The sequence below is a fragment of the Bradyrhizobium sp. T-12 genome (genome assembly GCF_058314695.1).
This window is the reverse complement of record NZ_CM177756.1, coordinates 3,243,805-3,268,006: the sequence shown is the minus strand read 5'-3', so window position 1 is coordinate 3,268,006 and position 24,202 is coordinate 3,243,805. Positions and strand designations below refer to the sequence as shown.

Below are 24,202 nucleotides of genomic sequence, written 5' to 3'. Positions count from 1 at the left end.
ACCTCGTCGGGCAGCGATGTCGCGCAGCGCAACGCCGGCAGCAGGCTCGCGCCAACAGTCAATCCACCCGACAGATGCTTTGAAAAAATGGTCGGAGCGAGAGGATTTGAACCTCCGACCCCTAGTCTCCCAGACTAGTGCGCTAACCGGGCTGCGCCACGCTCCGAACGTCGTTCCATTAGCTAGGATCGGCGCGATGCGCAAGGCGAGGTCGCAGCATTTTGGTGCCTCTCCTTGATCGGCTCGGAGCCCGAAGCGCCCCGGGGAACTGGCCGCGCGGTCCGAATACCGCCCCTACCCGTCCTTCAGCGCGTGATCCAGCATCTCGCGGCAGGCGACGAGGTCTGCGAGCGCCTTCCCGAGGCGCTCCCGGTCCAGCGCGCTGGGCCCGGTGGGCGCGGCGGGGGTGCCGCCCTTGCGGAAGGTGGTGAGGATCTCCTCGTCGTCGATCTCGCTGAAGCGGAAGTCGATGCCCTCCTCTTCGTCGCCCTGGTAGTCGTCATCGTCGGTGTCGGTGACGCCCTTGATCGGCGCCTCCTCGTCCTCGGGCTCCATCAGGCTGGCGCCGATGGCGTCCTCGATGGCGCCGAACGAGACCGCGGCCGCGCTGTCGGCGAGGCCCTGCACCGATTTGACGCCGTGTTCCTTGAGGATCCGCTGCACGCCGCGGATGGTGTAGCCCTCGCCGTAGAGCAGGCGGCGGATGCCCTTGAGCAGGTCGACGTCGTCGGGGCGGTAATAGCGGCGGCCGCCGCTGCGCTTCATCGGCTTGATCTGGGAGAAGCGGGTTTCCCAGAACCGCAGCACGTGCTGCGGGATGTCGAGCTCCTGCGCTACTTCGCTGATGGTTCGGAACGCATCCGGCGCCTTGTCCAAATGCCAAATCCTTCGCGGAAGGCGTTACGCCTCGGGTTGAGCCTTGCTGGCATCACCATTGGTGCGATGCTGAGCATTGATCCGCTGCTTCAGGATCGCCGACGGCTTGAACACCATGACGCGGCGCGGCGAGATCGGTACCTCGGTGCCGGTCTTCGGGTTGCGTCCGATGCGCTGACCCTTCTTGCGCACCATGAAGGACCCGAACGAGGACAGCTTCACCGTCTCGCCCTTTTCCAGGCAGTCGGTGATCTCCTTCAGCACGAGTTCCACGAAGGCGGACGATTCCGTGCGCGACAGGCCCACCTTCTGGTAGACGGCTTCGCACAGATCGACACGCGTTACGGTTTTACTTTGATCGGTCATCGCCCTGCCCCACATCACGGCGAACAATTGTTGTCTGAAATTATGAGCTTACGATACGGCGGTCAACAGCGCTCATCAATGCAGGCGCATCGATAATCCCAGCTGATTCCGGCAAAATTTTATCGACTGTGGCTCTACCAGCGCACCAGCGCGGAGCCCCAGGTGAAGCCGCCGCCCATGGCTTCCAGCAGCACCATATCGCCCTTCTTGATGCGGCCGTCCTTGCGCGCCACCGTCAGCGCCAGTGGGATCGAGGCCGCCGAGGTGTTGCCGTGGCGGTCCACCGTCAGCACCACCTTCTCCGGCGCGATGTGGAGCTTGTGGGCGGAGGCGTCGATGATTCGCTTGTTGGCCTGGTGCGGCACGAACCAGTCGATGGTCTCGGCATTGAGCCCGGTCGCCTGGAAGGCGTCGACGATGACGTCGGTGATCATGCCGACCGCATGCTTGAAGACCTCGCGGCCTTCCATGCGCAGATGACCGACGGTCTGGGTGGAGGACGGCCCGCCGTCGACAAACAGCTTCGCCTTGTGACGGCCGTCGGAGCGCAGATGCGTGGTCACGACGCCGCGGTCGGTCGCGGCGTTGCCCGGCTGCTCCTGCGCCTCCAGCACGACCGCACCGGCGCCGTCGCCGAACAGCACGCACGTGCCGCGGTCGTTCCAGTCGAGAATGCGCGAGAAGGTCTCGGCGCCGATCACCAGCGCGCGCTTGAAGGCGCCGGTGCGCAGGAAATTGTCGGCCGTGGCGAGCGCGAACACGAAGCCCGAGCACACCGCTTGCAGGTCAAACGCCGCGCCGTGATTGATGCCGAGCGCGTTCTGCACGGCGACGGCGGTCGCGGGAAAGGTGTTGTCCGGCGTCGAGGTCGCGAGCACGATGAGGTCGATCGACTGCGCATCCACGCCGGCATCGCCGAGCGCGGCCTGCGCCGCCCTGATCGCCAAATGCGAGGTGAACTCGCCCTCGGCCGCGACGTGCCGCTCGCGAATGCCGGTGCGCTGCACGATCCACTCGTCGGAGGTGTCGATACGCGCCGCCAATTGGGCGTTGGTCACCACCTGCTCCGGCAGATAGGAGCCGCAGCCGAGCACGACCGAACGAATTTGAGTCACGAAACAGCCTCCTGCGCGGCCTGCACGGAATTGAGTGCACCACCCTCGCGGTTGAGCATCTGATTGATCTTGTTCAGGAGATCGTAGTGAGCCATCTCATAGCCAACATCGATCGCATAGGCAAAGCCTTCGGCGCTGGTTCCGCCGTGGCTCTTGACCACCAGTCCGTTCAAACCCAGGAACACGCCGCCATTGGACTTGTTCGGGTCCATCTTGTCCCGCAGGGCCTGGAAGGCGCTGCTGGCAAAGAGATAACCGAGCTTGGACAGCCAGCTCCGTTTCATCTCGTTACGGAGTAATTCGGCCATCTGCCGGGCGGTTCCCTCTGCGGCCTTGAGCGCGATGTTGCCGGCATAGCCTTCGGTCACGATCACGTCGGCGACGCCCTTGCCGATGCCGTCGCCCTCGACGAACCCGATATAGTCGAGCTCCGGCAGGTTCCGCGCCCGCAGGATTTCCCCGGCCTCGCGAATCTCCTCGTGGCCCTTGATCTCCTCGGTCCCGATATTGAGCAGGCCAACCGTGGGCCGCTTCTTGTCGAACAGCACGCTCGCCGTCGCCGCCCCCATGAGCGCGAGCGACACCAGATGGTGCGCGTCGCCGCCGATGGTGGCGCCGAGATCGAGCACGACGGATTCGCCGCGCCTGGTCGGCCATATCCCCGTAATGGCCGGGCGGTCGATCCCCTTCAGCGTGCGCAGGTGGAAGCGCGACATCGCCATCAACGCGCCGGTATTGCCGGCGGAGACTGCGACATCCGCCTCGCCCTTCTTCACCGCGTCGATGGCAAGCCACATCGAGGACGTCTTGCGGCCGCGCCGCAGCGCTTGGCTCGGCTTGTCCGAACCGCTGACGGCGACGTCGGTATGGATGACCTTCGAGGCGGCCTTGAGCTCGGGATGCTTCTCGAGCTCGGGCTCGATCTTGGCGCGGTCCCCGACCAGCAGGTACTCGGTGTCGCGATGCCTGCCAAGCGAGATGGCCGCGCCCGGAATGACCACGGCGGCGCCGGCGTCGCCCCCCATGGCGTCAAGCGCAATACGAACCTTGCTTGGCATAAAAGTCCTGGAAAACCTGATCTGGTGCGGTCTTGCGCGAGCGGGGCCGCAGAATGAGTTCGCCATGGACATGGCGACCGGTCAGGCGCCACGCCGCGCCCCGACCGGGGCGCGACAATAGCGTTTTGTTATCCCGAAACAACCTCTTGCCCCCAGGCTTTTGCATCCCGGGCGATCCGCGGGCGGACCCCGGAATTTGCAAGAAATACATTGAAATCAGCTAGATAAGGAGCCTTTTGAAACCATCCAGGCAGATGCCTCGTGCACCGTTGCAAGGCTATCCCAGGGGGAAGGGCCGGCTATTCGCCCTTCTTGTTGTCCTGCAGCGCCTTCAACGCGGCGAAGGGATGGTCCTCCGGATCGGGCGCGGTGACCTCCGCCTCGAACACGGCGCCCTCCTTGCGCGGATAGGGGTCGACCGCCAGGAACAGCGCGTCGGTGGCGATCCGGCCAAGATCGATCATGCCGTTGACGATCGGTTCCGGCGGATCGATCACCTCCGGCGGCTCCTCGTCGTCCTGCCCCTCCTCGATCAGGTCGGCCATGCGGCGCACCTCGGCCTCGGGGGCGAACATCAAGTCTACGTCCTCCTCGATCTCGCTCTCCATCGGATCCAGCGTGACCACGCAGGTCTGGCCGACCCTGGCCCTGATGGTGCCGGTCACCTGAACCCGGCCGCCGCTCCTGGGCACGACGTCGAGGTCGGCGTGGGCGGCCAGGACCTCCCGCAGGCCGCCGACCTCGGCGATGGCCTGCCGCTCGGCGGCGGAGGCCTCGAGCTTGCGATGCAGGCCGGTGTCGGGGATCTGCGCGACGATGACCGGGGAGCGCCAGGGATCAGGCCTGGATTCGGCATTCGATCGACTCATGGCGTGAGATCCTCCCTGGGCGCCGGGGGAAACGTGAAGGACGCGGCCAGCAGCGCGGCCTCGCCGGTCCGGCCGAGATCGGCCTCGCTGGCCCGGGCATAGGCCGCGAGCCGCTTGGCCTGATCCAGGCCGGTCCCATTCAAGATATTCTTGCAGATCGCCGCTGCCAGTGCCTCGCCGCCGGCCTCGATGGCTTGGTCATAGGCCTGAACCCGGCCGTAAAAGGCCTCGCCGAAGGCCCGCATCCGCTTCGGCACGGTCTGGTCGCCGATCCCCATCTCGCGCAGATTGTCGTCCATGTCCTCGCAGAAGCGGTCGAACAGCGCCTGCGACAGCTCGGTGGCGCTTTGGACCGTGCGCAGGCGCCGCAGCAGCAGCCACAGATGCAGCAGCAAGAGATCGAAACGCCCGTTAACCGTGTCGGGCACGCCCAAGTCCCGGTAAAATATGGGTTCTCGCGCCTGCGTCACGATCATGCCATAGATGGCTTCAATGGTGCCCCTCGGGGTTACCAGGGGTTTCCTGAAGTGATTGAACGGCCAAAGCATTGTGGTTTCCGCAAGCGGGCGCGCGCGTGTTGCATTCAGACGCCCTGCCCGGTACTTCAGCGCCTCGCGCGACGCAAGGGGACGGAATCAGTTCCGCTATGACGATAACGATCGAGACCAGCCAGCGCGCGGTTAAGCGGCGCGGCCTTCATGCACGCTGGCGCGGCGCTCATTTGCGCTGGCGCGGCCTGCGCCTGCTCGCCGCCGCCGCCCTGGTCGGCGCCGCGCTCGCGGGCTGCACCGGCGAGCAATTCCAGAAGGGTTACATCCTGCCGCCCGGCGCGCTGGAGCAGATTCCGATCGGCGCGAGCCAGGATCAGGTGCTGATCGTGATGGGCACGCCCTCCACCGTCGCAACCCTCGACGGCGAAGTGTTCTATTACATCTCGCAGCGCTCGGAGCGCATGGTCGCCTTCATGAACCAGAGGGTGGTGGACCAGCGCGTCATCGCGATCTATTTCGACAAGAACCGGCGTGTGCGCCGGCTTGCGAATTACGGCCTGCAGGACGGCAAGATCTTCGACTTCATCAGCCGTACGACGCCGACCTCGGGCCAGGAGATGAGCTACCTCACGCCGCTGTTCAAGCTGCTCAGCTTCAACTGAGGCCTCGACAAGCGTTTTCGCGCGACGCCAATTCCGCCGCAAGGTAAATGGGCTCGCGCCTGCGGCGTCGTGCCACCCTTCGCGCGCTCTTTGCCGTCGCGCGCGACTTGCCGTCGCACCCGCGGTTTCCTACGCTCCATGCAAAGCAAAAAGCTGGGAGCGGATTCGTGTCCAAGAAACTTCAGAACACTCAATTTCAAAACACTTTGCTGTCCCGCCGCCGCGTGCTCACCGCGGCTGCCGGCATTTCGGCCGCAGCCATCCTGCCGCGATCGAGCCTTGCGGACTGGAAGCCGACCGAAAACGTCCGTCTCGTGGTGCCGGCCGCGGCCGGCGGCTCGACCGACGTGATGGGCAGGCTCCTGGCCGCGCATCTGCAAACCGCATGGGGCCAGTCGGCCGTCGTGGAAAACCGCTCCGGCGGCGGCGGCACCATCGGCACGGCCGAGGTGGTCCGCGCCAAGCCTGATGGCCATACCATCCTGATCGGCAATCCCGGTCCGAACGCGATCGCCTACAGCATCTTCAAGAACCTCACCTACAAGCCGGACCAGCTTCAGCCCGTCAGCAACATCATCCGGATCCCGAACATCGTGTCGGCGCATCCGAAGACCGGCATCAAGTCGATCGCCGAGCTGATCGCCTATCTCAAGGCCAATCCGGACAAGCTCAGCTACGCCTCCTCGGGCGTCGGCCAGAGCCCTCACCTCACTGGCGCCTGGTTCCTCCAGCTCACCGGGCTGAAGATGACGCACATCCCGTTCCGCGGCGCCGGCCCTGCGCTGCAGGCCGCACTCGCCGGCGACATCCAGATCCTGTTTGACAATCTCTATCCAAGCCTGCCGCAGGTGCAGAACGGCACGCTCAACGGTCTCTGCGTCACCACCACCGAGCGCAGCGACCTCGCGAAGGACCTGCCGACCATGCGCGAGAGCGCGCCGGAATTGGCGAATTTCGACGTCTCGTCGTGGTTCTCGGTGTTCCTGCCGAAGGGCGTCTCACCGGAGGTGCTGAACGCACTCAATCTTCAGGTCAAGGCGATGCTGGAGCGCGACGACATCAAGAAGCAGATCCTCGCCATGGGCGCCCGCGCCGACTACGGCACGCCCGAGCAATTCGCCGCCTTCGTGGACGCCGAGACGAAGAAGTTCGCCGGCATCATCCAGAAGGAAGGACTGCAGATGGACGTGCAGTGACGCTGCGACGAACCGGCATCCCGCCTTGCGCGAGAGCGCGCTAAAGCGCGATGAGATTTGGATGACTCGTCATCGCGCTTTAGGTTCTTGTTTGCGCATGATCTTTTCGGAAAACCGCTTCGCGCTTTTCCGGATCATGCTTTAGGCGGGCTCGGCCGACGGCTGTCCGACCAGATCGGCGATGGCCGAAATCGAGTCCAGGCGCGTCAGGTCGAAACCAATGTCGGCAAAGTTGATCCCGTAGTCGGTCTCGATGCTCATCACCAGCTCGACTGCGTCGAGTGAATCGAGACGTCCGCTGGTGAACAGCAGGTCCTCGTCATGAAGCGGCGCGCCATCGCCCTTCATGAGCAGGCGCTGCTCGATATAGCGCCGCATTTGCGATCTGATTTCAGGGCCGGCTTTCGCGGTCATGTCGTCACTCCCAGGAGATAAAACAGGAATTCGGCGCGTTGCCAGAGCGTATGCTCGCGGTCCAACGGCGCGTCGAAGACGTGGATGAGACAGAAGAAGGTCAAGACCCACAGGCAAGGCAGCACGCGGCGACGCAGCCAGCCGCGCGAGGCCGGCTGCGGCGCGCGGCGCATCTGCGACAGCCCGACGCTGACGGCGAGCACAAACGTGTAGAACGCATGCGACTGCTCAGCGACCACGGCCCGCCACAGGCCCATGTCGCCGACGAAATGAATGTCGCGGATGAAATGGAACAGCAGATTGCCGACGCACGCCGCCATGAAGGTGGCGAAGAACATGCGCAGCCGGCGATGACCGCGGAAATAGCGGACGAAGGTCGGGTAGAAGAAGTGATCGACCAGCAGCTCCTTGTAATAGAAGTAATAGCGATTCCAGAACTCGGCGATCGTCGTCGATTCCAGCGGCCGCCAGGTGTTGCGCAGCAGGCGAAAACCGGCCAGCCGCGCCGTCGCGACGATGACGCCGCCGAACACCGTCATGCCCAGGACGTCCTGCACGAAGAAGCTGACGAGGCTGGCCCACCCGACAAGACGCGGCAAGGGAGAGCCTGCGAGATAGTGCAGCAGGTTGTCGTCGAACAAGGGCAGTTGCAAATGACCGTGGACGAGCACGCCGAGACAGAGCCTGACGTTCGCCAGCAGCAGGCTCCAGGCCGCGAGCTTGATCCCCTTCAATTGCGTAACTGCGAGCTCCTCGGGCGTCTTGGCCTCGAAGCGTTCGAGGTAGGACAGTCCCTTCCCGACCGGCGTCAGCGACGATCCCCAGAACGGATGAAAGACGCTCAAGCGTTGCCATATCGGAGACGGCGTCCTGCCGGCATCGGCCAGACCGTAAGCAAGGAACCAGAGATAAGGCTGCGATGTCATCAGAAACGACCAAAGCAGCACGCGCGGCATGCCGGCCGTCATCTCCGCTTGCGTCAGCGCGACGAGCCCCAGGAATGCGAGCACCAGGCTGAGCGTCGGACGGCGAAGCGCCGTGCCGGCTGAACCCTGCATGGCCAGCAGTCCCGCAAACAGCGCGAACACCGCTACCAGCGTGACCGCCTCCAGCAGCGGCTGATGGATCCGGTCCGCAACGCCTTCGTTGACGGCCACCCGCTCGAGAAACGCGCGGTCGATCAGGAACCCGCTCCGGTAAAGCAGCAGCACGGTTGCGAAGAGGATCAGAACACGCCGGTACCGCCCGGCATAGGCGCACGCCAGCGCGAGACCTGCCACTGAAAAATCCATACCGATCTGCCAGAACAGCACAGCGAGCAGCGCGACCGTGCAGCACAGCAGCACGCGGCCGCGACCTCGCTGGAGGCCTGCCACGAGATTCGGGTCCCGATCGATCTGCGGGATCAACCGCCACGACGGCTTCGCGAGAAAGCCTGTGGCCGCGTCGTAGAACTGGCTCTCGACACTCATTGGAATGCGCGCATGAGTGCTGCGGGCGATGGCATCTACGATGCCCTCGCGGCGGCCTCGCCAAGCAGCGCGGCGACCGAGCGCCGGTCCGCCTTGCCATTGGCGTTGACGGGAATGTCCTCCAGCCAGATGAAGCGGCTCGGCACCATATAGGCCGGAAGGCGCGCGGCGCAGTGCTGGCGCAAATCGCTGTCCGCCGTTCGCGCGCCCGAATAGGCGGCCAGGAGCCGGCTTGCGCCGCCGGCATCGTGAAGCACCACGGCGAGGGCCCGGGTGATGCCCTTGCATGCCGCCAGAGCATGGTCGATCTCTTCCAGCTCGATCCGATATCCCCGGAGCTTGACCTGATTGTCCGCACGACCGCGAAAACGGAGCACACCCGTTTCGGCATCGGCCTCGACGAGGTCCCCGGTCCGGTAGAGGATCGATCGATAACCGTCGACCAGCGGGTCCTGGCGGAAGCGGCGGGCCGTCTCCTGCGGATTGTTGATGTAGCCGAGCCCGACGCACGGGCCTCCCAGCCACAGCTCGCCGGCGATGCCCGCGGTGACCGCCTGCATGTCCTCGTCCAGAATGCGGTAGCTGAAATTGGGATTGAGCCGTCCCAACGGGGCCAACCCGTCGTTGGTGTCAAACACGGACTCGATGATCTCGAAGCCGCTGCAGATGCAGCTCGTCTCGGTCGGGCCGTAACAATTGATCAGCTTCGCTCTGCCGGCAAACGCGTCGTGGAAACGGCGCAGCCGCGCCAGCGGAAATCCTTCGCCACCGAACATGAAGCGGCTGACGCTCGGCAGCCATTCGGGACTCAACAGGTGCATGGAGTCCAGGAACATGAAGAGCGTCGGCACGGCGAAGAAGAACGTGCACTGATGCCTCGTGATCTCCGCCACCAGCTCCGCGGGCGGCCTTCCCTTCAGCGCATCGAGCGCCACAATGGCCGCACCGTTCAGCAATCCGGCATAGATGTCGAAGACCGAATTGTCGAAGTAGATCGGGTTGACGTTGGTCAGCCGGTCTTGCGGTCCAATTCCAAGGTCGCTCCTCGCCCACGCGATCAAGTGAAGCACGCCCTGATGGGGAATGACCACGCCCTTCGGCTCACCCGTCGATCCCGAGGTGAACATGACATAGGCCGGATCGGTCCCGGTGATCAGGGACGTCAGCGGCAGATTGTCGTCGTCAAGCTTCGACAACTCATGATGCAAGGCCGCTCGGGCGCCTGCATTGCCGATCACCGTCCGCGGCCCCATCCCCTCGCGCACGCTGACGATCTCGGCGGGCCGGCATCGCTCCAGCATCAACCGGGCCCGTTCCGCCGGGGCCACGGGATCCAGGAACGCATAGGGCGCACCGATCTTGATGCAGGCCAGCGCAAGAGCATAAGCCTCGGCAATCTTCGGCAGTTCAAGACATACGACGGCGCCCTTGCCCACGCCCCGCGACGTCAGCCATCGCGCCAACCGGTTCGCCAATTTGTTCAGCTCTGAAAACGTGCAGCTGTCGCCTTCGCAGAACAGCGCGACAGCGTCCGGCGCGCGCGCCGCGACCTCCTCGAAGCGCAGCCCCAAATTACAGGCGGTCATATCGCGGCCTCGTCCGCTTCATGGACGCCGGGATGGTCCGGCGCAGGCGACAACGAAGGTGCGATCTCGGCAAAATCGCGCTGGTCGAGCGCAATCACGGCCGCTGGCGATTCCAGCTCCGGAAACCTCGTCCGCAACATGGTCACGAGCTTCATGCCAAGATGCTGGAGGAACGCGGCGGCCATCGGGTCGGTCACCAACGGCCTGTCCTGACCGGCCAGAACGCGATCTTGAACCGGCGCCCGTCGGGGGTTTGCTCGATGCTGAGGACGGCGTTCGTCACGCCGGGATGCGCCATCAGGGCGCGCTCAATCTGGCTCATCGGCAGCGCACCCAACGGACCCTCCTGTGGCAGCCGGCAAGCAACGGGTACCTGACCATGTCGCGACCGCGCACGATGTGAATGGACTCCTAGGCCCGCGGCGGAGCTGGCCAGGTGCCGGCGGCAATCTCCCGTATTCTTAGAGCGCAGCCGGTTAAACAACCTTAAATGTGATGCACGCTCAGGATGCGGAGCTCCGGCATCCTCCGGTCCAGGTTCCACCTTCGACGCGGCGCGGACCGCGCCCGAGACATGGCTCGACCGGACCTGCCGACCGCCGGCGGCGCGACGCTCGCACGGTCCGGGCCAGAATGTCCCTTGACTTAGAGCGCGCTCGAACTCGTAGTTTGCCTGCGTCGTGATGAGAGACAGACATGAAGATCGGCGAACTTGCGAAGCGGTCCGGACTGACGGCTCATACGATCCGCTACTACGAGCGGATCGGACTGTTGCCTTACGCCGACCGGGATCGATCCAGCCGACGTGACTACGACGCCTCGATCCTTGCCTGGATCGAGTTTCTCGGCCGCCTGAAGACAACAGGCATGCCGATCCGGGACATGCTGCTTTACGCGGACCTCCGGGATCAGGGCAGCGGCACCGAAGCCGAGCGGCGGGCGCTGCTGGAGCGCCACCGCGAAAGCGTGCGTGCCCACGTCGACGAGCTCAATGCCTGTCTTCTCGTCCTCGACACCAAGATCGGCGGTTATGCCGAAACGGAACAGAGGATGAAGGATTATGATGCAACACTTTCCGAACGCCGGCGAAAGCCGGTTGGAGCGCGGTCGGCGCGCACTCGCTGAAATCGACGGAGAGGCCGGCCACAAGGTCGTGGCGGCGCTTGGCGAGATCGCCCCGGACTTCGCCACCTATATATTCGAGTTTCCATTTGGCGACATCTACTCACGGCCCGGGCTCGACGTCCGTTCGCGCGAAATCGCGACGATCGCAGCGCTCGCGGCCCTGGGCAACGCCGCACCTCAGCTCAAGGTGCATATCGAGGCGGGTCTGAATGTCGGGCTTGGCCGAGAGGAGATTGTCGAGATCCTGATGCAGATGGCCGTCTATGCCGGCTTCCCGGCGGCCCTCAACGGCCTGTTCGCAGCGAAGGAGGTCTTCGCGCAAAGAGCCGAGGACGGATCGGAGCCGAAAGCCTGAGGTTCGCCCCTCGAGGTGTTTCGTCGTGCAGCCGCGCCGCCCCCAACGAAAAACCCCGCGGCTTGCGCCGCGGGGTTTGTCTTGAGCCTCTACCCGCCGCTCAGTGCGCCAGGATCGCCAGCAGCAGCAAGGCCACGATGTTCGTGATCTTGATCATCGGGTTCACCGCGGGGCCCGCCGTGTCCTTGTAGGGATCGCCGACGGTGTCGCCGGTGACGGCCGACTTGTGGGCATCAGAGCCCTTGCCGCCGAAATGGCCGTCCTCGATGTACTTCTTGGCGTTGTCCCAGGCGCCGCCGCCCGAGGTCATGGAGATCGCGACGAACAGACCCGTCACGATGACGCCGAGCAGCATGGCGCCGACCGCGGAAAACGCGGCCGACTTGCCGGCCACGCCGCCACCCGCGATCGCGTAGATCAGGAAGTAGACGACGATCGGTGACAGCACCGGCAGCAGCGAGGGGATGATCATCTCCTTGATCGCCGCCTTCGTCAGCAGGTCGACCGCCTTGCCGTAATCAGGCTTGTCGGTGCCTTGCATGATGCCGGGCTTCTCGCGGAACTGACGCCGCACCTCCTCGACGATGGCGCCGGCCGCCCGCCCGACGGCGGTCATGCCCATCGCGCCGAACAGGTAGGGCAACAGGCCGCCGAACAGCAGGCCGACAACCACGTAGGGATTGTTCAGCGAGAAGTCCGGATTGACGCCGGCGAAGTAGGGATACTTCGCGGAGCCGGCAACGAAGTACTTGAGATCCTCGTTGTAGGCCGCGAACAGCACGAGAGCACCCAGACCGGCCGAGCCGATCGCGTAGCCCTTGGTCACCGCCTTGGTGGTGTTGCCGACCGCATCGAGCGCGTCGGTCGATTTGCGCACCTCCTTGGGCAGTCCCGCCATCTCGGCGATGCCGCCGGCATTGTCGGTGACGGGGCCGAAGGCGTCGAGGGCGACGATCATGCCGGCCAGTGCCAGCATGGTGGCGGTCGCGATCGCGATGCCGAACAGGCCGGCGAGGCTGTAGGTGACCAGGATGCCCGCGATGATCACGATCGCAGGCAGCGCGGTCGCTTCCATCGAGATGGCAAGGCCCTGGATCACGTTGGTGCCGTGGCCGGTCACCGAGGCCTGGGCGATCGACTTCACCGGACGGTAGTCGGTGCCCGTGTAGTATTCGGTGATCCAGATGATCAGCGCGGTGACGACGAGGCCGACCACGCCGCATTCGAACAGCGCCATGCCGGTGTAGTTGACGCCCTCGAGCTTGCCGAAGCCGATCAGGTAGTAGATCACCAGCGCAATGCCGATCAGCGACAGGACACCAGTTGCGATCAGGCCCTTATAGAGCGCGCCCATGATCGACTGGCTCGGCCCGAGCTTGACGAAGAAGGTGCCGATGATCGAGGTGATGATGCAGATGCCGCCGATCGCGAGCGGCAGCGTCATCATGTTGGCGAGGATCGGCGTCTTGGCGAAGAAGATCGCCGCCAGGACCATGGTGGCGACCGCGGTCACCGCGTAGGTCTCGAACAGGTCGGCAGCCATGCCGGCGCAGTCGCCCACGTTGTCACCGACGTTGTCGGCGATGGTGGCGGGATTGCGCGGATCGTCCTCGGGGATGCCGGCCTCGACCTTGCCGACGAGATCGCCGCCGACGTCCGCACCCTTGGTGAAGATGCCGCCGCCGAGACGGGCGAAGATCGAGATCAGCGAGGCGCCGAAGCCGAGCGCCACCATGGCGTCGATGACGGTTCGGCTGTCAGGCGCAAGCTTCAACGAATGGACCAGGAAGGCAAAGTAGAGGGTCACCCCTAACAGTGCGAGACCTGCGACCAGAAGGCCGGTGATCGCGCCCGCCTTGAAAGCGAGTTCGAGGCCGCCGGCAAGCGAGGTCGTCGCAGCCTGGGCCGTCCGCACATTGGCCCGGACGGAGACGTTCATGCCGATGAAGCCGGCCGCGCCCGACAGGACGGCGCCGATCAAAAATCCGATCGCGACATAGAGACCGAGGAAATAGGCAAGCAGCACGAAGATCACGATGCCGACGATGCCGATCGTGGTGTACTGGCGCCGCAGATACGCCTGTGCGCCTTCAGCGACCGCTCCTGCGATCTCCTGCATGCGCGGCGACCCCGCATCCGCGCTCAACACCGAAGACGTCGCCCAAATCGCGTAGACGACGGAAAGCACTCCGCAGAGCACTATCAACCATAATGCTGTCATGTGATGTTTGCCTCAGATCCTTGATGTACCCCCGGCGCCTTTTATTGTCCGTTGTGCAGTGCGGCGCCTTGATTTCGAACAAAGCCGCCCCTTGCCCAAAAGGGGCGGCTTCAGTCAGCCGCAAGCTTGCCAAAATCAAATTGAGGGTGCAACGCCGGATAACGCCGAAAACGCCGATCTCGGCAGGTATTTAGAACCAAGTGCTGAGAACCAAGATGCCGGTTTGGAGCAATTCCTAGAAGTGGCTGTAGGACAGCCGCGTCAAAGCCAGTTCCTGGCCCAGCCCATCCAGGAAGCGCGGCCTCTGCGTCCCCGCGACGATCGTGCCGATCGCCGTGACGGCAAGGCCGGCCGCCCGCCCCGCGGCAATCAGCGCATCGGCTTGCGCCGGCGGGACCGTGCACAGCACCTCGTAATCGTCGCCCCCCGCGAGCAGCGTCTCGACGCCAACGACGTTGCGGGCGACCAGGCCTGCTGCCGCGGCCGAGAGCGGCACGCTTGCCACGTCGACCGTGGCCGAGACGGCGGACGCCGCGCAGAGCTTCACCAGATCGCCGGCGAGCCCGTCGGAGACGTCCATCGCCGCGGTCGCATGATCGCGCACGGCCCGCGCCAGCACATTGCGCGGCTGCGGCACGCGATAGCGCGAGACCAGGGCGTCCTTTGCGGCGGGGCTGTTGGCGAGCGCTGCCGCGGCAGCGCCGCCGCTGAGCACGTCGAGGCCGAGCGCCGCGTCGCCGATCGTGCCCGTCACCAGAATGCGATCGCCAGGCCTTGCGCCGGTACGGCCGACCATACGCCCCTGCGGCACGCGGCCGAAGGCCGTGATCGAGATCATCTGCGGACCCGGCGTCGAGACCGTGTCGCCGCCGAGCAGAGGACAAGCGAATTCCCTTGCGTCTTCGCCCAGCGCGTCCGCAAAGGGCCGCAGCCAGGCATCCTCCTTGCTGCGCAACGCCAGCGACAGCACGAAGCCCGCCGGCACCGCGCCCTTGGCGGCGAGATCGGACAGGTTCACCCGCAGCGCCTTGCGCGCGATGGTGCCGGCCGGATCGCCGGCAAGATAGTGCACGCCCTCGACGACGGCATCTGTGGTGACGACGATGTCGTCGCCGGACGACGACAGCACCGCGGCGTCATCGACCAGACCGAACGCACCGGGATCGGTCGCCAGCGGCTTGAAATAGCGCGCGATGAGGCTGTCTTCGGCGGAGGGATTTTGTGGGTTTGCCACTGGCTTATCCCCACAAACAGGTGTCATCGCCCGACTCGACCGGGCGATCCAGTATTCCAGAGAGGCTCGTTTCAAATCGATAGGCCGCGCCGTACTGGATCACCCGCCTTCGCGGGTGATGACAGCGGAGAATGGGGCTCGCGTATTGCTTCAATGCAACGCCCCCCAGCACGACTATCGCCCGAACTCGTCGCCGCGAAACTGGCGGCCGATCTGGTCGAGCACCGCATTGACCATGCCGGTCTCCTCGCGGTCGACGAAGGCGTTGGCGACGTCGACATATTCGGAAATGACGACGCGGCCCGGCACGTCCTTGCGATGCTCCAGTTCGTAGGCCCCCGCCCGCAGCACCGCGCGCAGGATCGCCTCGATCCGCTTCAACGGCCAGCCCTTCGACAGCGCCTCGTCGATCAGGGGATCGAGCTTCTTCTGGTCGCGTACGACGCCGGACACGACGTCGCGGAAGAAGGCGGCTTCCGCCGGCAAGTAAGTGTCGCCCTCGACCTCGTTGCCGAGCCAATGGCTCTCGAACTCGGCGAAGATGTCGTTGATGCCGGCGCCGGCGATGTCCATCTGGTACAGCGCCTGCACGGCCGCGAGCCGCGCCGCACCGCGCCGGTTCGCTTTCTTCTCGTTAGGCCCCGCCGGCTTTTTGGTGTTGTCGGCCATGGCTCTAGGCCCGCGCCAGACGGCGTTTGATGCGCAGCATCGCGAGCGCCGCGCGCGCGGCATCACCGCCCTTGTTGAGCTCGCTGGCGCGCGCCCGCGCCCAGGCCTGGTCCTCGTTGTTGACGGTGAGGATGCCGTTGCCGAGCGGAAGCTTGCGCGCAACCGCGAGGTCCATCAGCGCGCGCGAGGATTCCTGCGAGACGATCTCGAAATGAATGGTGTCGCCACGGATCACGCAGCCGAGCGCGATCACCGCGTCATAAGGCTTGCCGTTCGCCGCAGCCGCATCGATCGCGATAGCCACGGCGGCCGGAATCTCCAGCGCGCCCGGAACCGTGATGACGTCATGGCTCAGGCCGGCCGCCTTCAGCTCGGCAATTGCGCCGTCCAGAAGTGCGTCCTGGAGATCGTCATAGAACCGCGCCTCGACAATCAGCGCGCGCGCGCCGGAAATGTCGGTCTGGTCCTTCAGGGGTGCGCGCCGCGCGTCTGCCATGGTCTACCTATTCTGTCATTGCCGGGCTTGACCCGGCAATCCATCGGGCAAGCCCCTCATAAGAGGATGGATGCGCGGGTCAAGCCCGCGCATGACGAACTTTATGCGCCGTCACTTCATTTCCGTCAGCCGCGCCGCATAGCGGGCCATCAGATCGACCTCGATATTGACCTCACTGCCCGCCTTCCAGCCACCGATCGTGGTCACCGTCAGCGTGTGCGGGATGATCAGCACCGAAAAGGTCACGTCCTTCACCGTATTGACCGTCAGTGACACGCCGTCGAGCGTGATCGAGCCCTTGGTGGCGATGAACCGCGCCAGCTCCCGCGTGGTCGAGAGCTCGAACCGGGCCATGTCAGGCAGGTCCTCGCGGCTGACGATGGTCGCAATGCCATCGGCGTGGCCGGCGACGATGTGGCCGCCAAGTTCGTCGCCGATCTTGAGCGCGCGCTCGAGGTTGAGCTTCGTGCCCTGCTTCCAGTGCTTCGCCGTCGTCAGCGCCAGCGTTTCCGCCGCCGCATCGACGTCATACCAGGTTTTGTCGCCTGCGACGCCGGAAGCAACCACCGTCAGGCAGACGCCGTTGCTGGCGATCGAGGCGCCGTCGGCGATTGTGGTCTGATCGTAGCTGCAGGCGATACGCAGCCGGTGCAGCTGGCCCTGTGCCACGGGCGTGAAGCTGACGATCTCGCCGATATCGGTGACAATGCCGGTAAACATTACGCGCGCTCGTAGACGGTGAGAGTATCCTTGTCGAATGTTTCGCTAGCATGAACCTTGTAGGCCTGCGACTGCGTGATTTTCGACAGGGGCAATGCATCGAGCGCATCGACGCCGTCACTGCCCACCGCTTCCGCGCCGCGGAACAGCCAGATCTCGTCGACCAGACCGGCCGCGACGAACGAGGACGCCACCCGGCTGCCGCCCTCGACCATCAGGCGGGTGATGCCCTTCCCGGCCAGCGCCCGCAGCACCGCCGGCAGATCGAGCCCGGAGGCATTTGCCGCCGGGACACGGATCACTTGCGCGCCGGTCGCACCCAGCCGCGTCGCCGCGGCGGCTTCCGCGAGCTCAGACCCCACCACCCAGAGCGGCGTCTCGCGCGCGGAGCCTATCAGTCTGCTCGCGCCGGGAAGCCGCAGGCTCTGATCGAGCACCACGCGCACCGGCGAGCGCGCTGCCATGCCCGGCAGGCGGCAGGTGAGAAGCGGATCGTCTGCCAGCACCGTTCCGATGCCGACCAGGATGGCATCGCTCTGCGCACGGAGCAGATGCACGCGGTTGCGCGCCGCCTCCCCGGTGATCGCGACCGGCTTGCCGCCGGCCGCGCCGATCTTGCCATCGGGCGACACCGCAAGCTTCAGGATCACATGGGGGCGCTTGTCGCGGATGCGGCGGAAATGCCCGGCATGGTCGAAGGCGGCTTCCGCCGCGCACAGGCCCACGTCCACAGTAATGCCGGCGGCGCGCAGGCGCGCATGGCCCTGCCCCGCAACTTCCGGATTGGGATCCTCGATCGCCGCCACCACGCGCTTGATGCCGGCCGCGATCACCGCATCGGCGCAAGGCGGCGACTTGCCGAAATGCGAGCACGGCTCCAGCGTGACGTAGAGCGTGGCGCCGCGTGCCGCTTCACCTGCCCGCCGCAACGCCTCGGGCTCGCCATGCGGCCGCCCGCCCGGTTGCGTCCAGCCGCGACCGACGATGACCCCGTCCTTGACGATGACGGCGCCGACGGCCGGATTGGGCCAGGTGCGCCCCTGCCCGCGCCTGCCCAGCGCCAGCGCCAGCCGCATGAAGCGAAGATCGGCGTCCTTGGCCTCGCGGGCCTTCTGCGCGTACTGGTCTTCCAGGATACGGAAGATCATTTGCGGATCGCGGCGAGCCGCGCTTCCTCCTCACCGGAGAGCTCGCCGAGCACATCGGCGAAATCCTTGGCCTCGCGGAAATTGCGGTAGACCGACGCGAAGCGCACATAGGCCACGTCGTCGAGCGTGCGCAGATGCTCCATCACGGTCTCGCCGATCACCTCGGACGAGATCTCGGCCTCGCCCCCGGTCTCGAGCTCGCGCACGATGGTGGAGACCATCTTCTCCACGCGCTCCGGCTCGACCTGACGCTTGCGCAACGAGATCTGCACCGAGCGCATCAGCTTGTCGCGATCGAACGGCACGCGGCGGCCGTTGCGCTTGATCACCGTGAGCTCGCGCAGCTGCACGCGCTCGAAGGTGGTGAAGCGGAAATTGCAGGCGACGCATACGCGCCGCCTGCGGATCACGGACGAGTCCTCGGTCGGACGCGAGTCCTTCACCTGCGTATCGAGACTGTTGCAGTTTGGACAGCGCATCCGCTTGACCCAACCTTACTGATAGATCGGGAACCGATCGGTGAGCGCCTTGACCCGTTCCTTGATCGCAGCTTCCACCAGCGGCGCCTTGCCGTCGGCGGACTGCGCGATCGCGTTGAGGACCTCGGCGATCATGCCGCCGACCTGCTGGAATTCGGCGACGCCAAAGCCGCGCGTGGTCGCGGCCGGCGTGCCCAGACGAATGCCGGAGGTGACGAACGGCGACTCGGGGTCGAACGGAATGCCGTTCTTGTTGCAGGTGATGGCGGCGCGAACCAGCGCCTTCTCCGAGGCGTTGCCCTTCAGGCCCTTCGGCCTGAGGTCGACCAGCATCAGATGGTTGTCGGTGCCGCCGGAGACGATGTCGAAGCCGTGGCCCTTCATCGCTTCCGCCAGCGCCTTGGCGTTCTCGACGACGTTCTTGGCATAGACCTTGAAATCCGGACGCAGCGCCTCGCCGAAAGCGACCGCCTTCGCCGCGATCACGTGCATCAGGGGGCCGCCCTGCAGGCCCGGGAAGATCGCCGAGTTGAACTTCTTGGTCAGCGTCTCGTCATTCCACAGCATCAGGCCGCCGCGCGGGCCACGCAGCGATTTGTGCGTCGTGGTGGTAGTGATGTGCGCGTACGGCACGGGCGAGGCATGGACGCCACCGGCAACGAGGCCGGCGAAGTGCGCCATGTCGACCAGGAGATAGGCGCCGACGCTGTCGGCGATCCCGCGGAAGCGCTTGAAATCCCAGGCACGCGAATAAGCCGAGCCGCCGGCGACGATCAGCTTCGGCTTGACCTGCTCGGCCTGCTTGGCGACCGCATCCATGTCGATGATCTGGTCCTCGCGGCGCACGGTGTAGTGCGCGGCCTTGAACCACTTGCCGCTCATGTTCACGGGCGAACCGTGGGTGAGATGGCCGCCGGCCGCGAGATCGAGACCCATGAAGGTGTCGCCGGGCTGCAGCAGGGCCAGAAACACCGCCTGGTTCATCTGGCTGCCGGAGTTCGGCTGCACGTTGGCGAAGTTCGCGCCGAACAGCTTCTTGGCACGATCGATCGCGAGGTTCTCGGCGACGTCTACCCACTCACAACCGCCGTAATAGCGCGCGCCCGGATAACCTTCCGCATATTTGTTGGTCATCACCGAACCCTGCGCTTCCAGCACGGCCCGGCTGACGATGTTCTCGGAGGCGATCAGCTCGACCTCATGGCGCTGCCGGCCGAGTTCGCCCTTGATGGCGGCGGCGATTTCCGGGTCGGCCTGTTCGAGCGAGGCGGTGAAAAACGAATCGGGCGCGGAGGCGGTCTTGGCTGACGTCATCTTGAGAATATCTCCACCGCCGCAGCCTTGTGGCGGGCTACGGGCGGTCTGGTGTGGCGATCGGAAGCGGCGCGCGCGATCTACCACATCGCCCGCAACAGGCCAAGGGTTTGCGGGTCGAGGACCGGATTTATGCCAGATATGGTGGAGAACGGAGTTTCCGGGGATCGGGCCGGTTAGAGAGAACCGCCCGTCCGCCTCATCCGGAATGGGGCCGCTTCGGCCCTAGCTGCTCATGCCTGGAGGCGCGGACTCCGGCAGGCGTCGCCTTACAGCCCCGTATACCCCGCCTTCACCGGGTCCACACTGCCGTCGAGCTGGCGCAGATAGGTCAGGCCGCACACCGTCAACCTGTGCGGGTCCTTCTCGCCGGCTTCCATCAACGTCGTGAGATAGCTCGTGACCTTGGCCCGTGCCTCCTCGCTGGCCGCAGCGGTGCGGTTGGCGAGCAGGTCATAGGTCTGCATGATGCGGTCGATCGCGGCTTCCATGGCACCCTCTGGTTCTCTTGGATTTTCGGAGTCTTGATCAGGCAACCGCGCGAGCCTCGGACTGCGTCTCGAACCAATTGATCGCCTTGTTGGCGAGCCTGATCTTGTTGAATTCGCCGCGCTGGATCAGCTTGATGATGACCTCGAGCAGGCGTTCGTCGGTGACGAGCGTATCGGGGATGGCGCCGGAGCGGCGAAGGTAGTTCGCCGCGATCGCGTAGGCCTCGCTCACGAGTTCCACGTTCATCGCCTGAAGCCCCCGCTCGACCAGCATCGTCCTGTCTCCGATCCGAAGGAGATAAGCGCCGGACCCGGAACTGGTTCCTCGCATCCGCGAATTTTTTTCGCAGTGCAAAAATGTAAACGCACCGGTCCGGGGCAACTCCGGACCAGTGCGCTTGGGGAAGTCAGGCACGTCAAGGGCAGGCTTGCCGGTCTTGTTGCGGGCCGGCTTGGCCTTGGTCCCTCCAGAAAACTCAGAGGCGATAGAGGATCTGGTCGGTCCAGAACCGCTCGAGGCGGTGCAGCGACTTGTTGAGGGTCGAGAATTCCTCACCCGAGATGCCGCCGACCTGCTCCACCGTCTTGACGTGCTTCTGGTAGAGCGCATCGACGATGCGGCGGACTTCCTGGCCCTGCGGGGTCAGGCGAATGCGCACCGAGCGGCGATCAACGCGCGAGCGCTGATGATCGAGGAAGCCGAGCTCGACGAGCTTCTTCAGATTGTAGGAGACGTTGGAGCCGAGATAGTAGCCGCGCGTGCGCAGCTCGCCCGCGGTCAGCTCCTTGTCGCCGATGTTGTAGAGCAGGAGCGCCTGCACCGAGTTGATGTCCGCACGGCCGCGGCGATCGAATTCGTCCTTGATCACGTCGAGGAGCCGGCGATGCAGCCGCTCCACCAGAGTCAAAGCTTCCAGATAGAGCGACTGCACCGAACCCTGCTGGCCGGAGACGCGCTCTGCGGTATCTGCCGCAGTTGCGACGGCTTTCATCATGACACTTCCCCTGTTGTCGTTTTTATCGACACTTATTCGACGAAACTTGTGTCCCGTCTGATAGGTGCAACTTAAGGGGCTCGTTTGAAGATCGGCTTAAATAAGAGAATAAAGAGATCATGAATTTAAGACAGTGAATTGCGGATTAAGCCTGTGCCACAAGCACTTTTCGCAACCCTCTGTTGACCTTCGCAAGGTCCTGTTCACCCTCCGTCCGCCCCTGTTGTCGCATTCCAGAACAGCCCCGGTTCGTTTCGAAACGGGCGCGTAAGAGCTGTGGCGGAACCGCCCTGGTCAACGAAAACTTACCGCAAATTTTAGGCAACCAGCGGTCAACCAAACACAACACTCTCGTGTCCCGGACAAGCGCTGCAAAGCGGCGCGCAGAGCCGGGACCCGGATGTTTCAAAGCGAGAACGCGGAGAGATGGCCCCGGACGCCCGCAATTTTTGCGGCGACGTCGTCGCCTATGGCGGCCGTTCGCGCGCGGCCATCCAGGCCAGCGCGAGATAGGCGGCGAGCATGAAGGCCTCGACGCCGACGACGATCAGGCTGCCGCCGTAGATGCCCGGGAACATCAGCTCGATCACCGCCATCGACACCACGGTCGTCAGCCACACCACCGCGCCCCACGGCGTTGCCAGCCACAGGCCGACCGCGGCGACGAGCTCGATCACGGCGAAGTAGACCGTCGCGGCCTGCCAGGCCATCGCCTGGTTCTCGAACGCCTCGTCCTCGCCGCCGACAAAGCCCGTGACCTGCGCCCAGTGATAGAGACCTTTCAGGATCGAGAGCAGCGCCATCACCCGCAGGAACAGCACCAGGCGGCGCGTCCAGACATTGTCGTCGGACTCGGCCCGCTCCGACGAGATCGCAGCGACGGACATCGCATTGTCTCTGGCAGTGTCCCTGGCGCCGTCGCGGGCGCCATCGCGGGTGGAAATCTCGGACATGAGCCCCTTCTGGCTGCTTCGCCCTGCAAAATCAATCGGCTACCCATCCCTTGCGGCAGGTCAAGCCGCGGTGACGGGAACCGTGCGAGCTGGTATAAGAATAATTCCAGCCGGAGGAAGAGTGATGGCGATCAAATACGGACGTCCGATCGAATTGCGCGAGGTTTCGCGCAGCGAGGGCACCGCGGTGCCCCATGCCCTCGATCTGACCGTCCGGCCGCGCCGCAACCGCAAGGCCGAATGGGCCCGGCGCATGGTGCGGGAGAACGTGCTCACCACCGACGATTTGATCTGGCCGCTGTTCCTGATCGACGGCAACAACAAGCGCGAGCAGGTCGCCTCGATGCCCGGCGTCGAGCGCCTCAGCGTCGACCAGGCGGTGCGCGAGGCCGAGCGCGCCATGAAGCTCACCATCCCCTGCATCGCGCTGTTTCCCTACACCGAGCCGTCCTTGCGCGACGAGGAAGGCTCCGAGGCGACCAACCCGAACAATCTGGTCTGCCAGGCCGTGCGCGCGATCAAGAAGGAGTTTCCGGAGATCGGCCTGCTCTGCGACGTCGCGCTCGATCCCTTCACCAGCCACGGCCATGACGGCCTGATCTCCGACGGCAGGATCTTGAACGACGAGACGGTCGCCGTGCTGGTGCGCCAGGCCCTGGTGCAGGCCGAAGCCGGTTGCGACATCATCGCGCCCTCGGACATGATGGACGGCCGCGTCGCCGCCATCCGCGAGGGGCTGGATCGCGCAGGCCAGTCCGACGTGCAGATCATGGCCTATGCGGCCAAATACGCCTCCGCCTTCTACGGCCCGTTCCGCGATGCCATCGGCTCGGCCAAGACGCTGACCGGCGACAAGCGCACCTACCAGATGGACAGCGCCAATTCCGACGAGGCCCTGCGCGAGGTCGAGCTCGACATCGCCGAGGGCGCCGACATGGTGATGGTGAAGCCCGGCATGCCCTATCTCGACGTGGTCCGCCGCGTGAAGGACACCTTCGCGATGCCGACCTTCGCCTACCAGGTCTCGGGCGAATACGCGATGATCGCGGCCGCCGCGAACAACGGCTGGCTCGACGGCGAGCGCGCGATGATGGAGAGCCTTTTGGCGTTCAAGCGCGCCGGCGCCGACGGGGTGCTGAGCTATTTTGCGCCGAAGGCGGCGGAGAAGCTGCGGACGCAGGGGTAAGCTGGCGCGTCATCCTCACTGTCGTCCCCCGCCCCCGAATCGCCGGAATATTTCGGCTTGTTAATCCCAGCGCACCCTTGGCACGCGGACGGCCTGTTCCCATGTCCTGCCACGGGAGCTTCCCCCTTGAGCTTCCCCTTGGGAGAACGGACATGTCGTATTCGGACTCGGGCAATGCCTGGCGCAATGACGGCGGGGTGCAACCGCACGCCTACGACCCCTATTTGCACCCGGAACAGTTCCGCGGCGTCGCGACGCGCCGGGCCTTCGCCTTCCTGATCGACATGGTCGTGATCTCGGTGCCGGTGATCCTCGGCTACCTCTTCATCGCGTTGTTCGGCGTGGTCACGCTCGGCCTCGGCTGGGCGCTGTTCTGGCTGGCCTGGCCGGCCTCGGTGATCTGGGCCATCGTCTATTATGGCGCCTGCATCGGCGGTCCTTCGTCGGCGACGATCGGCATGCGGCTGATGGATCTGGAGCTGCGCACCTGGTACGGCGCGCCCGGCTATTTCGTGCTCGGGGCCACCCATGCCGTGCTGTTCTGGGTGACCGTCTCGTTCCTGACGCCCTTCGTGGTGCTGGTCGGCCCGTTCAACACCCGCCGGCGCCTGCTGCACGATTTCGTGCTGGGAACGGTCGTGGTCAACAATTCCGTCCGCGCGCCGGTGCCGCAGGCTTCGCGGACCTGGTGATCAACCGCCTACTAACCGG

Annotated in this window: 29 protein-coding genes and 1 tRNA gene; 6 read left to right on the top strand and 24 right to left on the bottom strand. The window is 65.0% G+C overall.

Features of this window, described 5'->3' with window-relative positions; genetic code table 11:
• Positions 1 to 88: 88 nt before the first annotated feature.
• From AC0WRY_RS15325 to AC0WRY_RS15295, 7 genes are all read right to left on the bottom strand, one after another.
• Positions 89 to 166 (bottom strand) — tRNA-Pro (locus AC0WRY_RS15325).
• A 128-nt stretch (positions 167 to 294) separates the two neighbouring features.
• Complete coding sequence (locus AC0WRY_RS15320; RefSeq protein WP_491123317.1) at positions 295 to 876, bottom strand: MerR family transcriptional regulator; 582 nt, start codon at positions 874 to 876, stop codon at positions 295 to 297.
• 24 nt (positions 877 to 900) lie between these two features.
• On the bottom strand, positions 901 to 1,242 hold the full coding sequence (locus AC0WRY_RS15315; RefSeq protein ID WP_018456841.1) for an integration host factor subunit alpha: 342 nt from the start codon (positions 1,240 to 1,242) through the stop codon (positions 901 to 903).
• A 134-nt stretch (positions 1,243 to 1,376) separates the two neighbouring features.
• Entirely contained in the window at positions 1,377 to 2,357 is a 981-nt protein-coding gene (locus AC0WRY_RS15310) for a beta-ketoacyl-ACP synthase III (RefSeq protein WP_194407762.1), read from the bottom strand.
• On the bottom strand, positions 2,354 to 3,415 hold the full coding sequence (plsX, locus tag AC0WRY_RS15305; RefSeq protein WP_194407761.1) for a phosphate acyltransferase PlsX: 1,062 nt from the start codon (positions 3,413 to 3,415) through the stop codon (positions 2,354 to 2,356). The genes AC0WRY_RS15310 and plsX overlap by 4 nt, the downstream gene beginning before the upstream one ends.
• Before the next feature lie 299 nt (positions 3,416 to 3,714).
• Entirely contained in the window at positions 3,715 to 4,284 is a 570-nt protein-coding gene (locus tag AC0WRY_RS15300; protein ID WP_212068281.1) for a YceD family protein, read from the bottom strand.
• The gene (locus AC0WRY_RS15295; protein ID WP_491123316.1) at positions 4,281 to 4,832 is read right to left on the bottom strand and encodes a ubiquinol-cytochrome C chaperone family protein; all 552 of its coding nucleotides are present in this window, start codon (positions 4,830 to 4,832) and stop codon (positions 4,281 to 4,283) included. Before AC0WRY_RS15295 ends, AC0WRY_RS15300 begins: the two co-directional genes overlap by 4 nt.
• Before the next feature lie 98 nt (positions 4,833 to 4,930).
• On the opposite strand from AC0WRY_RS15295, the gene AC0WRY_RS15290 reads away from it, so the two are divergent.
• Both AC0WRY_RS15290 and AC0WRY_RS15285 read left to right on the top strand, forming a co-directional pair.
• Positions 4,931 to 5,437 (top strand): outer membrane protein assembly factor BamE, encoded by a 507-nt coding sequence (locus AC0WRY_RS15290; RefSeq protein ID WP_194407758.1) that lies wholly within the window; start codon positions 4,931 to 4,933, stop codon positions 5,435 to 5,437.
• Between the two features lie 206 nt (positions 5,438 to 5,643).
• Positions 5,644 to 6,633: a Bug family tripartite tricarboxylate transporter substrate binding protein gene (locus tag AC0WRY_RS15285; RefSeq protein WP_194408274.1), complete on the top strand. Its 990-nt coding sequence runs from the start codon at positions 5,644 to 5,646 to the stop codon at positions 6,631 to 6,633.
• Between the two features lie 141 nt (positions 6,634 to 6,774).
• Here AC0WRY_RS15285 and AC0WRY_RS15280 read toward each other — a convergent pair whose 3' ends face one another.
• From AC0WRY_RS15280 to AC0WRY_RS15260, 5 genes are read right to left on the bottom strand one after another with little or no spacing between them, the layout of a single operon-like run.
• Positions 6,775 to 7,047, bottom strand: coding sequence for an acyl carrier protein (locus tag AC0WRY_RS15280; protein WP_194407757.1), 273 nt, complete (start codon positions 7,045 to 7,047; stop codon positions 6,775 to 6,777).
• A complete protein-coding gene (locus AC0WRY_RS15275) occupies positions 7,044 to 8,519 on the bottom strand; it encodes a hypothetical protein (RefSeq protein WP_491123315.1) in 1,476 nt (491 codons plus the stop codon). The genes AC0WRY_RS15280 and AC0WRY_RS15275 overlap by 4 nt, the downstream gene beginning before the upstream one ends.
• Positions 8,520 to 8,554: 35 nt before the next feature.
• Positions 8,555 to 10,105, bottom strand: coding sequence for an amino acid adenylation domain-containing protein (locus AC0WRY_RS15270; RefSeq protein WP_194407755.1), 1,551 nt, complete (start codon positions 10,103 to 10,105; stop codon positions 8,555 to 8,557).
• Positions 10,102 to 10,302, bottom strand: a complete 201-nt coding sequence (locus tag AC0WRY_RS15265; protein WP_194407754.1) for a hypothetical protein — start codon at positions 10,300 to 10,302, stop codon at positions 10,102 to 10,104. Before AC0WRY_RS15265 ends, AC0WRY_RS15270 begins: the two co-directional genes overlap by 4 nt.
• Positions 10,299 to 10,442 (bottom strand): hypothetical protein, encoded by a 144-nt coding sequence (locus tag AC0WRY_RS15260; RefSeq protein ID WP_194407753.1) that lies wholly within the window; start codon positions 10,440 to 10,442, stop codon positions 10,299 to 10,301. The genes AC0WRY_RS15265 and AC0WRY_RS15260 overlap by 4 nt, the downstream gene beginning before the upstream one ends.
• 359 nt (positions 10,443 to 10,801) lie before the next feature.
• Here AC0WRY_RS15260 and AC0WRY_RS15255 point away from each other — a divergent pair, with 359 nt between their 5' ends.
• On the top strand, positions 10,802 to 11,230 hold the full coding sequence (locus AC0WRY_RS15255) for a MerR family transcriptional regulator (RefSeq protein ID WP_194407752.1): 429 nt from the start codon (positions 10,802 to 10,804) through the stop codon (positions 11,228 to 11,230).
• Complete coding sequence (locus AC0WRY_RS15250) at positions 11,169 to 11,585, top strand: carboxymuconolactone decarboxylase family protein (RefSeq protein WP_194408273.1); 417 nt, start codon at positions 11,169 to 11,171, stop codon at positions 11,583 to 11,585. The genes AC0WRY_RS15255 and AC0WRY_RS15250 overlap by 62 nt, the downstream gene beginning before the upstream one ends.
• Before the next feature lie 100 nt (positions 11,586 to 11,685).
• On the opposite strand, the gene AC0WRY_RS15245 is transcribed toward AC0WRY_RS15250, so the two are convergent.
• The 12 genes from AC0WRY_RS15245 to AC0WRY_RS15190 all read right to left on the bottom strand — a co-directional run bounded on the left by AC0WRY_RS15245 (position 11,686) and on the right by AC0WRY_RS15190 (position 22,305).
• The gene (locus AC0WRY_RS15245) at positions 11,686 to 13,806 is read right to left on the bottom strand and encodes a sodium-translocating pyrophosphatase (RefSeq protein ID WP_194407751.1); all 2,121 of its coding nucleotides are present in this window, start codon (positions 13,804 to 13,806) and stop codon (positions 11,686 to 11,688) included.
• 235 nt (positions 13,807 to 14,041) lie between these two features.
• Positions 14,042 to 15,067: a thiamine-phosphate kinase gene (gene thiL, locus AC0WRY_RS15240; protein WP_491123314.1), complete on the bottom strand. Its 1,026-nt coding sequence runs from the start codon at positions 15,065 to 15,067 to the stop codon at positions 14,042 to 14,044.
• A 147-nt stretch (positions 15,068 to 15,214) separates the two neighbouring features.
• Positions 15,215 to 15,709, bottom strand: a complete 495-nt coding sequence (gene nusB / locus AC0WRY_RS15235; RefSeq protein ID WP_194407749.1) for a transcription antitermination factor NusB — start codon at positions 15,707 to 15,709, stop codon at positions 15,215 to 15,217.
• 4 nt (positions 15,710 to 15,713) lie between these two features.
• Complete coding sequence (gene ribH, locus AC0WRY_RS15230; protein ID WP_194407748.1) at positions 15,714 to 16,205, bottom strand: 6,7-dimethyl-8-ribityllumazine synthase; 492 nt, start codon at positions 16,203 to 16,205, stop codon at positions 15,714 to 15,716.
• A 111-nt stretch (positions 16,206 to 16,316) separates the two neighbouring features.
• Positions 16,317 to 16,925 (bottom strand): riboflavin synthase, encoded by a 609-nt coding sequence (locus AC0WRY_RS15225; RefSeq protein WP_194407747.1) that lies wholly within the window; start codon positions 16,923 to 16,925, stop codon positions 16,317 to 16,319.
• A complete protein-coding gene (ribD, locus tag AC0WRY_RS15220) occupies positions 16,925 to 18,073 on the bottom strand; it encodes a bifunctional diaminohydroxyphosphoribosylaminopyrimidine deaminase/5-amino-6-(5-phosphoribosylamino)uracil reductase RibD (protein ID WP_194407746.1) in 1,149 nt (382 codons plus the stop codon). Before ribD ends, AC0WRY_RS15225 begins: the two co-directional genes overlap by 1 nt.
• A complete protein-coding gene (gene nrdR, locus AC0WRY_RS15215) occupies positions 18,070 to 18,552 on the bottom strand; it encodes a transcriptional regulator NrdR (protein WP_011087793.1) in 483 nt (160 codons plus the stop codon). Before nrdR ends, ribD begins: the two co-directional genes overlap by 4 nt.
• Before the next feature lie 15 nt (positions 18,553 to 18,567).
• Entirely contained in the window at positions 18,568 to 19,866 is a 1,299-nt protein-coding gene (gene glyA / locus AC0WRY_RS15210; RefSeq protein ID WP_491123313.1) for a serine hydroxymethyltransferase, read from the bottom strand.
• Between the two features lie 269 nt (positions 19,867 to 20,135).
• Positions 20,136 to 20,357: a hypothetical protein gene (locus tag AC0WRY_RS15205; RefSeq protein ID WP_194407744.1), complete on the bottom strand. Its 222-nt coding sequence runs from the start codon at positions 20,355 to 20,357 to the stop codon at positions 20,136 to 20,138.
• A gap of 37 nt (positions 20,358 to 20,394) precedes the next feature.
• On the bottom strand, positions 20,395 to 20,631 hold the full coding sequence (locus tag AC0WRY_RS15200; RefSeq protein ID WP_211416731.1) for a hypothetical protein: 237 nt from the start codon (positions 20,629 to 20,631) through the stop codon (positions 20,395 to 20,397).
• 202 nt (positions 20,632 to 20,833) lie between these two features.
• Positions 20,834 to 21,352 (bottom strand): transcriptional regulator LdtR, encoded by a 519-nt coding sequence (ldtR, locus tag AC0WRY_RS15195; RefSeq protein ID WP_018320040.1) that lies wholly within the window; start codon positions 21,350 to 21,352, stop codon positions 20,834 to 20,836.
• Between the two features lie 467 nt (positions 21,353 to 21,819).
• Positions 21,820 to 22,305, bottom strand: coding sequence for a DUF6163 family protein (locus tag AC0WRY_RS15190; RefSeq protein WP_194407742.1), 486 nt, complete (start codon positions 22,303 to 22,305; stop codon positions 21,820 to 21,822).
• A gap of 124 nt (positions 22,306 to 22,429) precedes the next feature.
• Here AC0WRY_RS15190 and hemB point away from each other — a divergent pair, with 124 nt between their 5' ends.
• Both hemB and AC0WRY_RS15180 read left to right on the top strand, forming a co-directional pair.
• Complete coding sequence (gene hemB, locus AC0WRY_RS15185; protein ID WP_211416730.1) at positions 22,430 to 23,491, top strand: porphobilinogen synthase; 1,062 nt, start codon at positions 22,430 to 22,432, stop codon at positions 23,489 to 23,491.
• Positions 23,492 to 23,643: 152 nt separating this feature from the next.
• Positions 23,644 to 24,183, top strand: coding sequence for an RDD family protein (locus AC0WRY_RS15180; protein WP_491123312.1), 540 nt, complete (start codon positions 23,644 to 23,646; stop codon positions 24,181 to 24,183).
• The last annotated feature ends 19 nt before the right edge of the window (positions 24,184 to 24,202 follow it).

Excerpts from the sequence above, each read along its gene's own strand:
- AC0WRY_RS15290 (WP_194407758.1), top strand. The coding sequence starts at position 4,931 with ATGACGATAACGATCGAGACCAGCCAGCGCGCGGTTAAGCGGCGCGGC.
- AC0WRY_RS15270 (WP_194407755.1), bottom strand. The coding sequence starts at position 10,105 with ATGACCGCCTGTAATTTGGGGCTGCGCTTCGAGGAGGTCGCGGCGCGC.
- AC0WRY_RS15275 (WP_491123315.1), bottom strand. The coding sequence starts at position 8,519 with ATGAGTGTCGAGAGCCAGTTCTACGACGCGGCCACAGGCTTTCTCGCG.
- AC0WRY_RS15245 (WP_194407751.1), bottom strand. The coding sequence starts at position 13,806 with ATGACAGCATTATGGTTGATAGTGCTCTGCGGAGTGCTTTCCGTCGTC.
- AC0WRY_RS15225 (WP_194407747.1), bottom strand. The coding sequence starts at position 16,925 with ATGTTTACCGGCATTGTCACCGATATCGGCGAGATCGTCAGCTTCACG.
- ldtR (WP_018320040.1), bottom strand. The coding sequence starts at position 21,352 with ATGATGAAAGCCGTCGCAACTGCGGCAGATACCGCAGAGCGCGTCTCC.
- AC0WRY_RS15180 (WP_491123312.1), top strand. The coding sequence starts at position 23,644 with ATGTCGTATTCGGACTCGGGCAATGCCTGGCGCAATGACGGCGGGGTG.
- nusB (WP_194407749.1), bottom strand. The coding sequence starts at position 15,709 with ATGGCCGACAACACCAAAAAGCCGGCGGGGCCTAACGAGAAGAAAGCG.
- AC0WRY_RS15315 (WP_018456841.1), bottom strand. The coding sequence starts at position 1,242 with ATGACCGATCAAAGTAAAACCGTAACGCGTGTCGATCTGTGCGAAGCC.
- plsX (WP_194407761.1), bottom strand. The coding sequence starts at position 3,415 with ATGCCAAGCAAGGTTCGTATTGCGCTTGACGCCATGGGGGGCGACGCC.
- AC0WRY_RS15300 (WP_212068281.1), bottom strand. The coding sequence starts at position 4,284 with ATGAGTCGATCGAATGCCGAATCCAGGCCTGATCCCTGGCGCTCCCCG.
- AC0WRY_RS15205 (WP_194407744.1), bottom strand. The coding sequence starts at position 20,357 with ATGGAAGCCGCGATCGACCGCATCATGCAGACCTATGACCTGCTCGCC.
- AC0WRY_RS15295 (WP_491123316.1), bottom strand. The coding sequence starts at position 4,832 with ATGCTTTGGCCGTTCAATCACTTCAGGAAACCCCTGGTAACCCCGAGG.
- AC0WRY_RS15280 (WP_194407757.1), bottom strand. The coding sequence starts at position 7,047 with ATGACCGCGAAAGCCGGCCCTGAAATCAGATCGCAAATGCGGCGCTAT.
- AC0WRY_RS15255 (WP_194407752.1), top strand. The coding sequence starts at position 10,802 with ATGAAGATCGGCGAACTTGCGAAGCGGTCCGGACTGACGGCTCATACG.
- thiL (WP_491123314.1), bottom strand. The coding sequence starts at position 15,067 with ATGACACCTGTTTGTGGGGATAAGCCAGTGGCAAACCCACAAAATCCC.
- glyA (WP_491123313.1), bottom strand. The coding sequence starts at position 19,866 with ATGACGTCAGCCAAGACCGCCTCCGCGCCCGATTCGTTTTTCACCGCC.
- AC0WRY_RS15190 (WP_194407742.1), bottom strand. The coding sequence starts at position 22,305 with ATGTCCGAGATTTCCACCCGCGATGGCGCCCGCGACGGCGCCAGGGAC.
- nrdR (WP_011087793.1), bottom strand. The coding sequence starts at position 18,552 with ATGCGCTGTCCAAACTGCAACAGTCTCGATACGCAGGTGAAGGACTCG.
- AC0WRY_RS15200 (WP_211416731.1), bottom strand. The coding sequence starts at position 20,631 with ATGCTGGTCGAGCGGGGGCTTCAGGCGATGAACGTGGAACTCGTGAGC.
- ribH (WP_194407748.1), bottom strand. The coding sequence starts at position 16,205 with ATGGCAGACGCGCGGCGCGCACCCCTGAAGGACCAGACCGACATTTCC.
- ribD (WP_194407746.1), bottom strand. The coding sequence starts at position 18,073 with ATGATCTTCCGTATCCTGGAAGACCAGTACGCGCAGAAGGCCCGCGAG.
- AC0WRY_RS15250 (WP_194408273.1), top strand. The coding sequence starts at position 11,169 with ATGCAACACTTTCCGAACGCCGGCGAAAGCCGGTTGGAGCGCGGTCGG.
- hemB (WP_211416730.1), top strand. The coding sequence starts at position 22,430 with ATGGCGATCAAATACGGACGTCCGATCGAATTGCGCGAGGTTTCGCGC.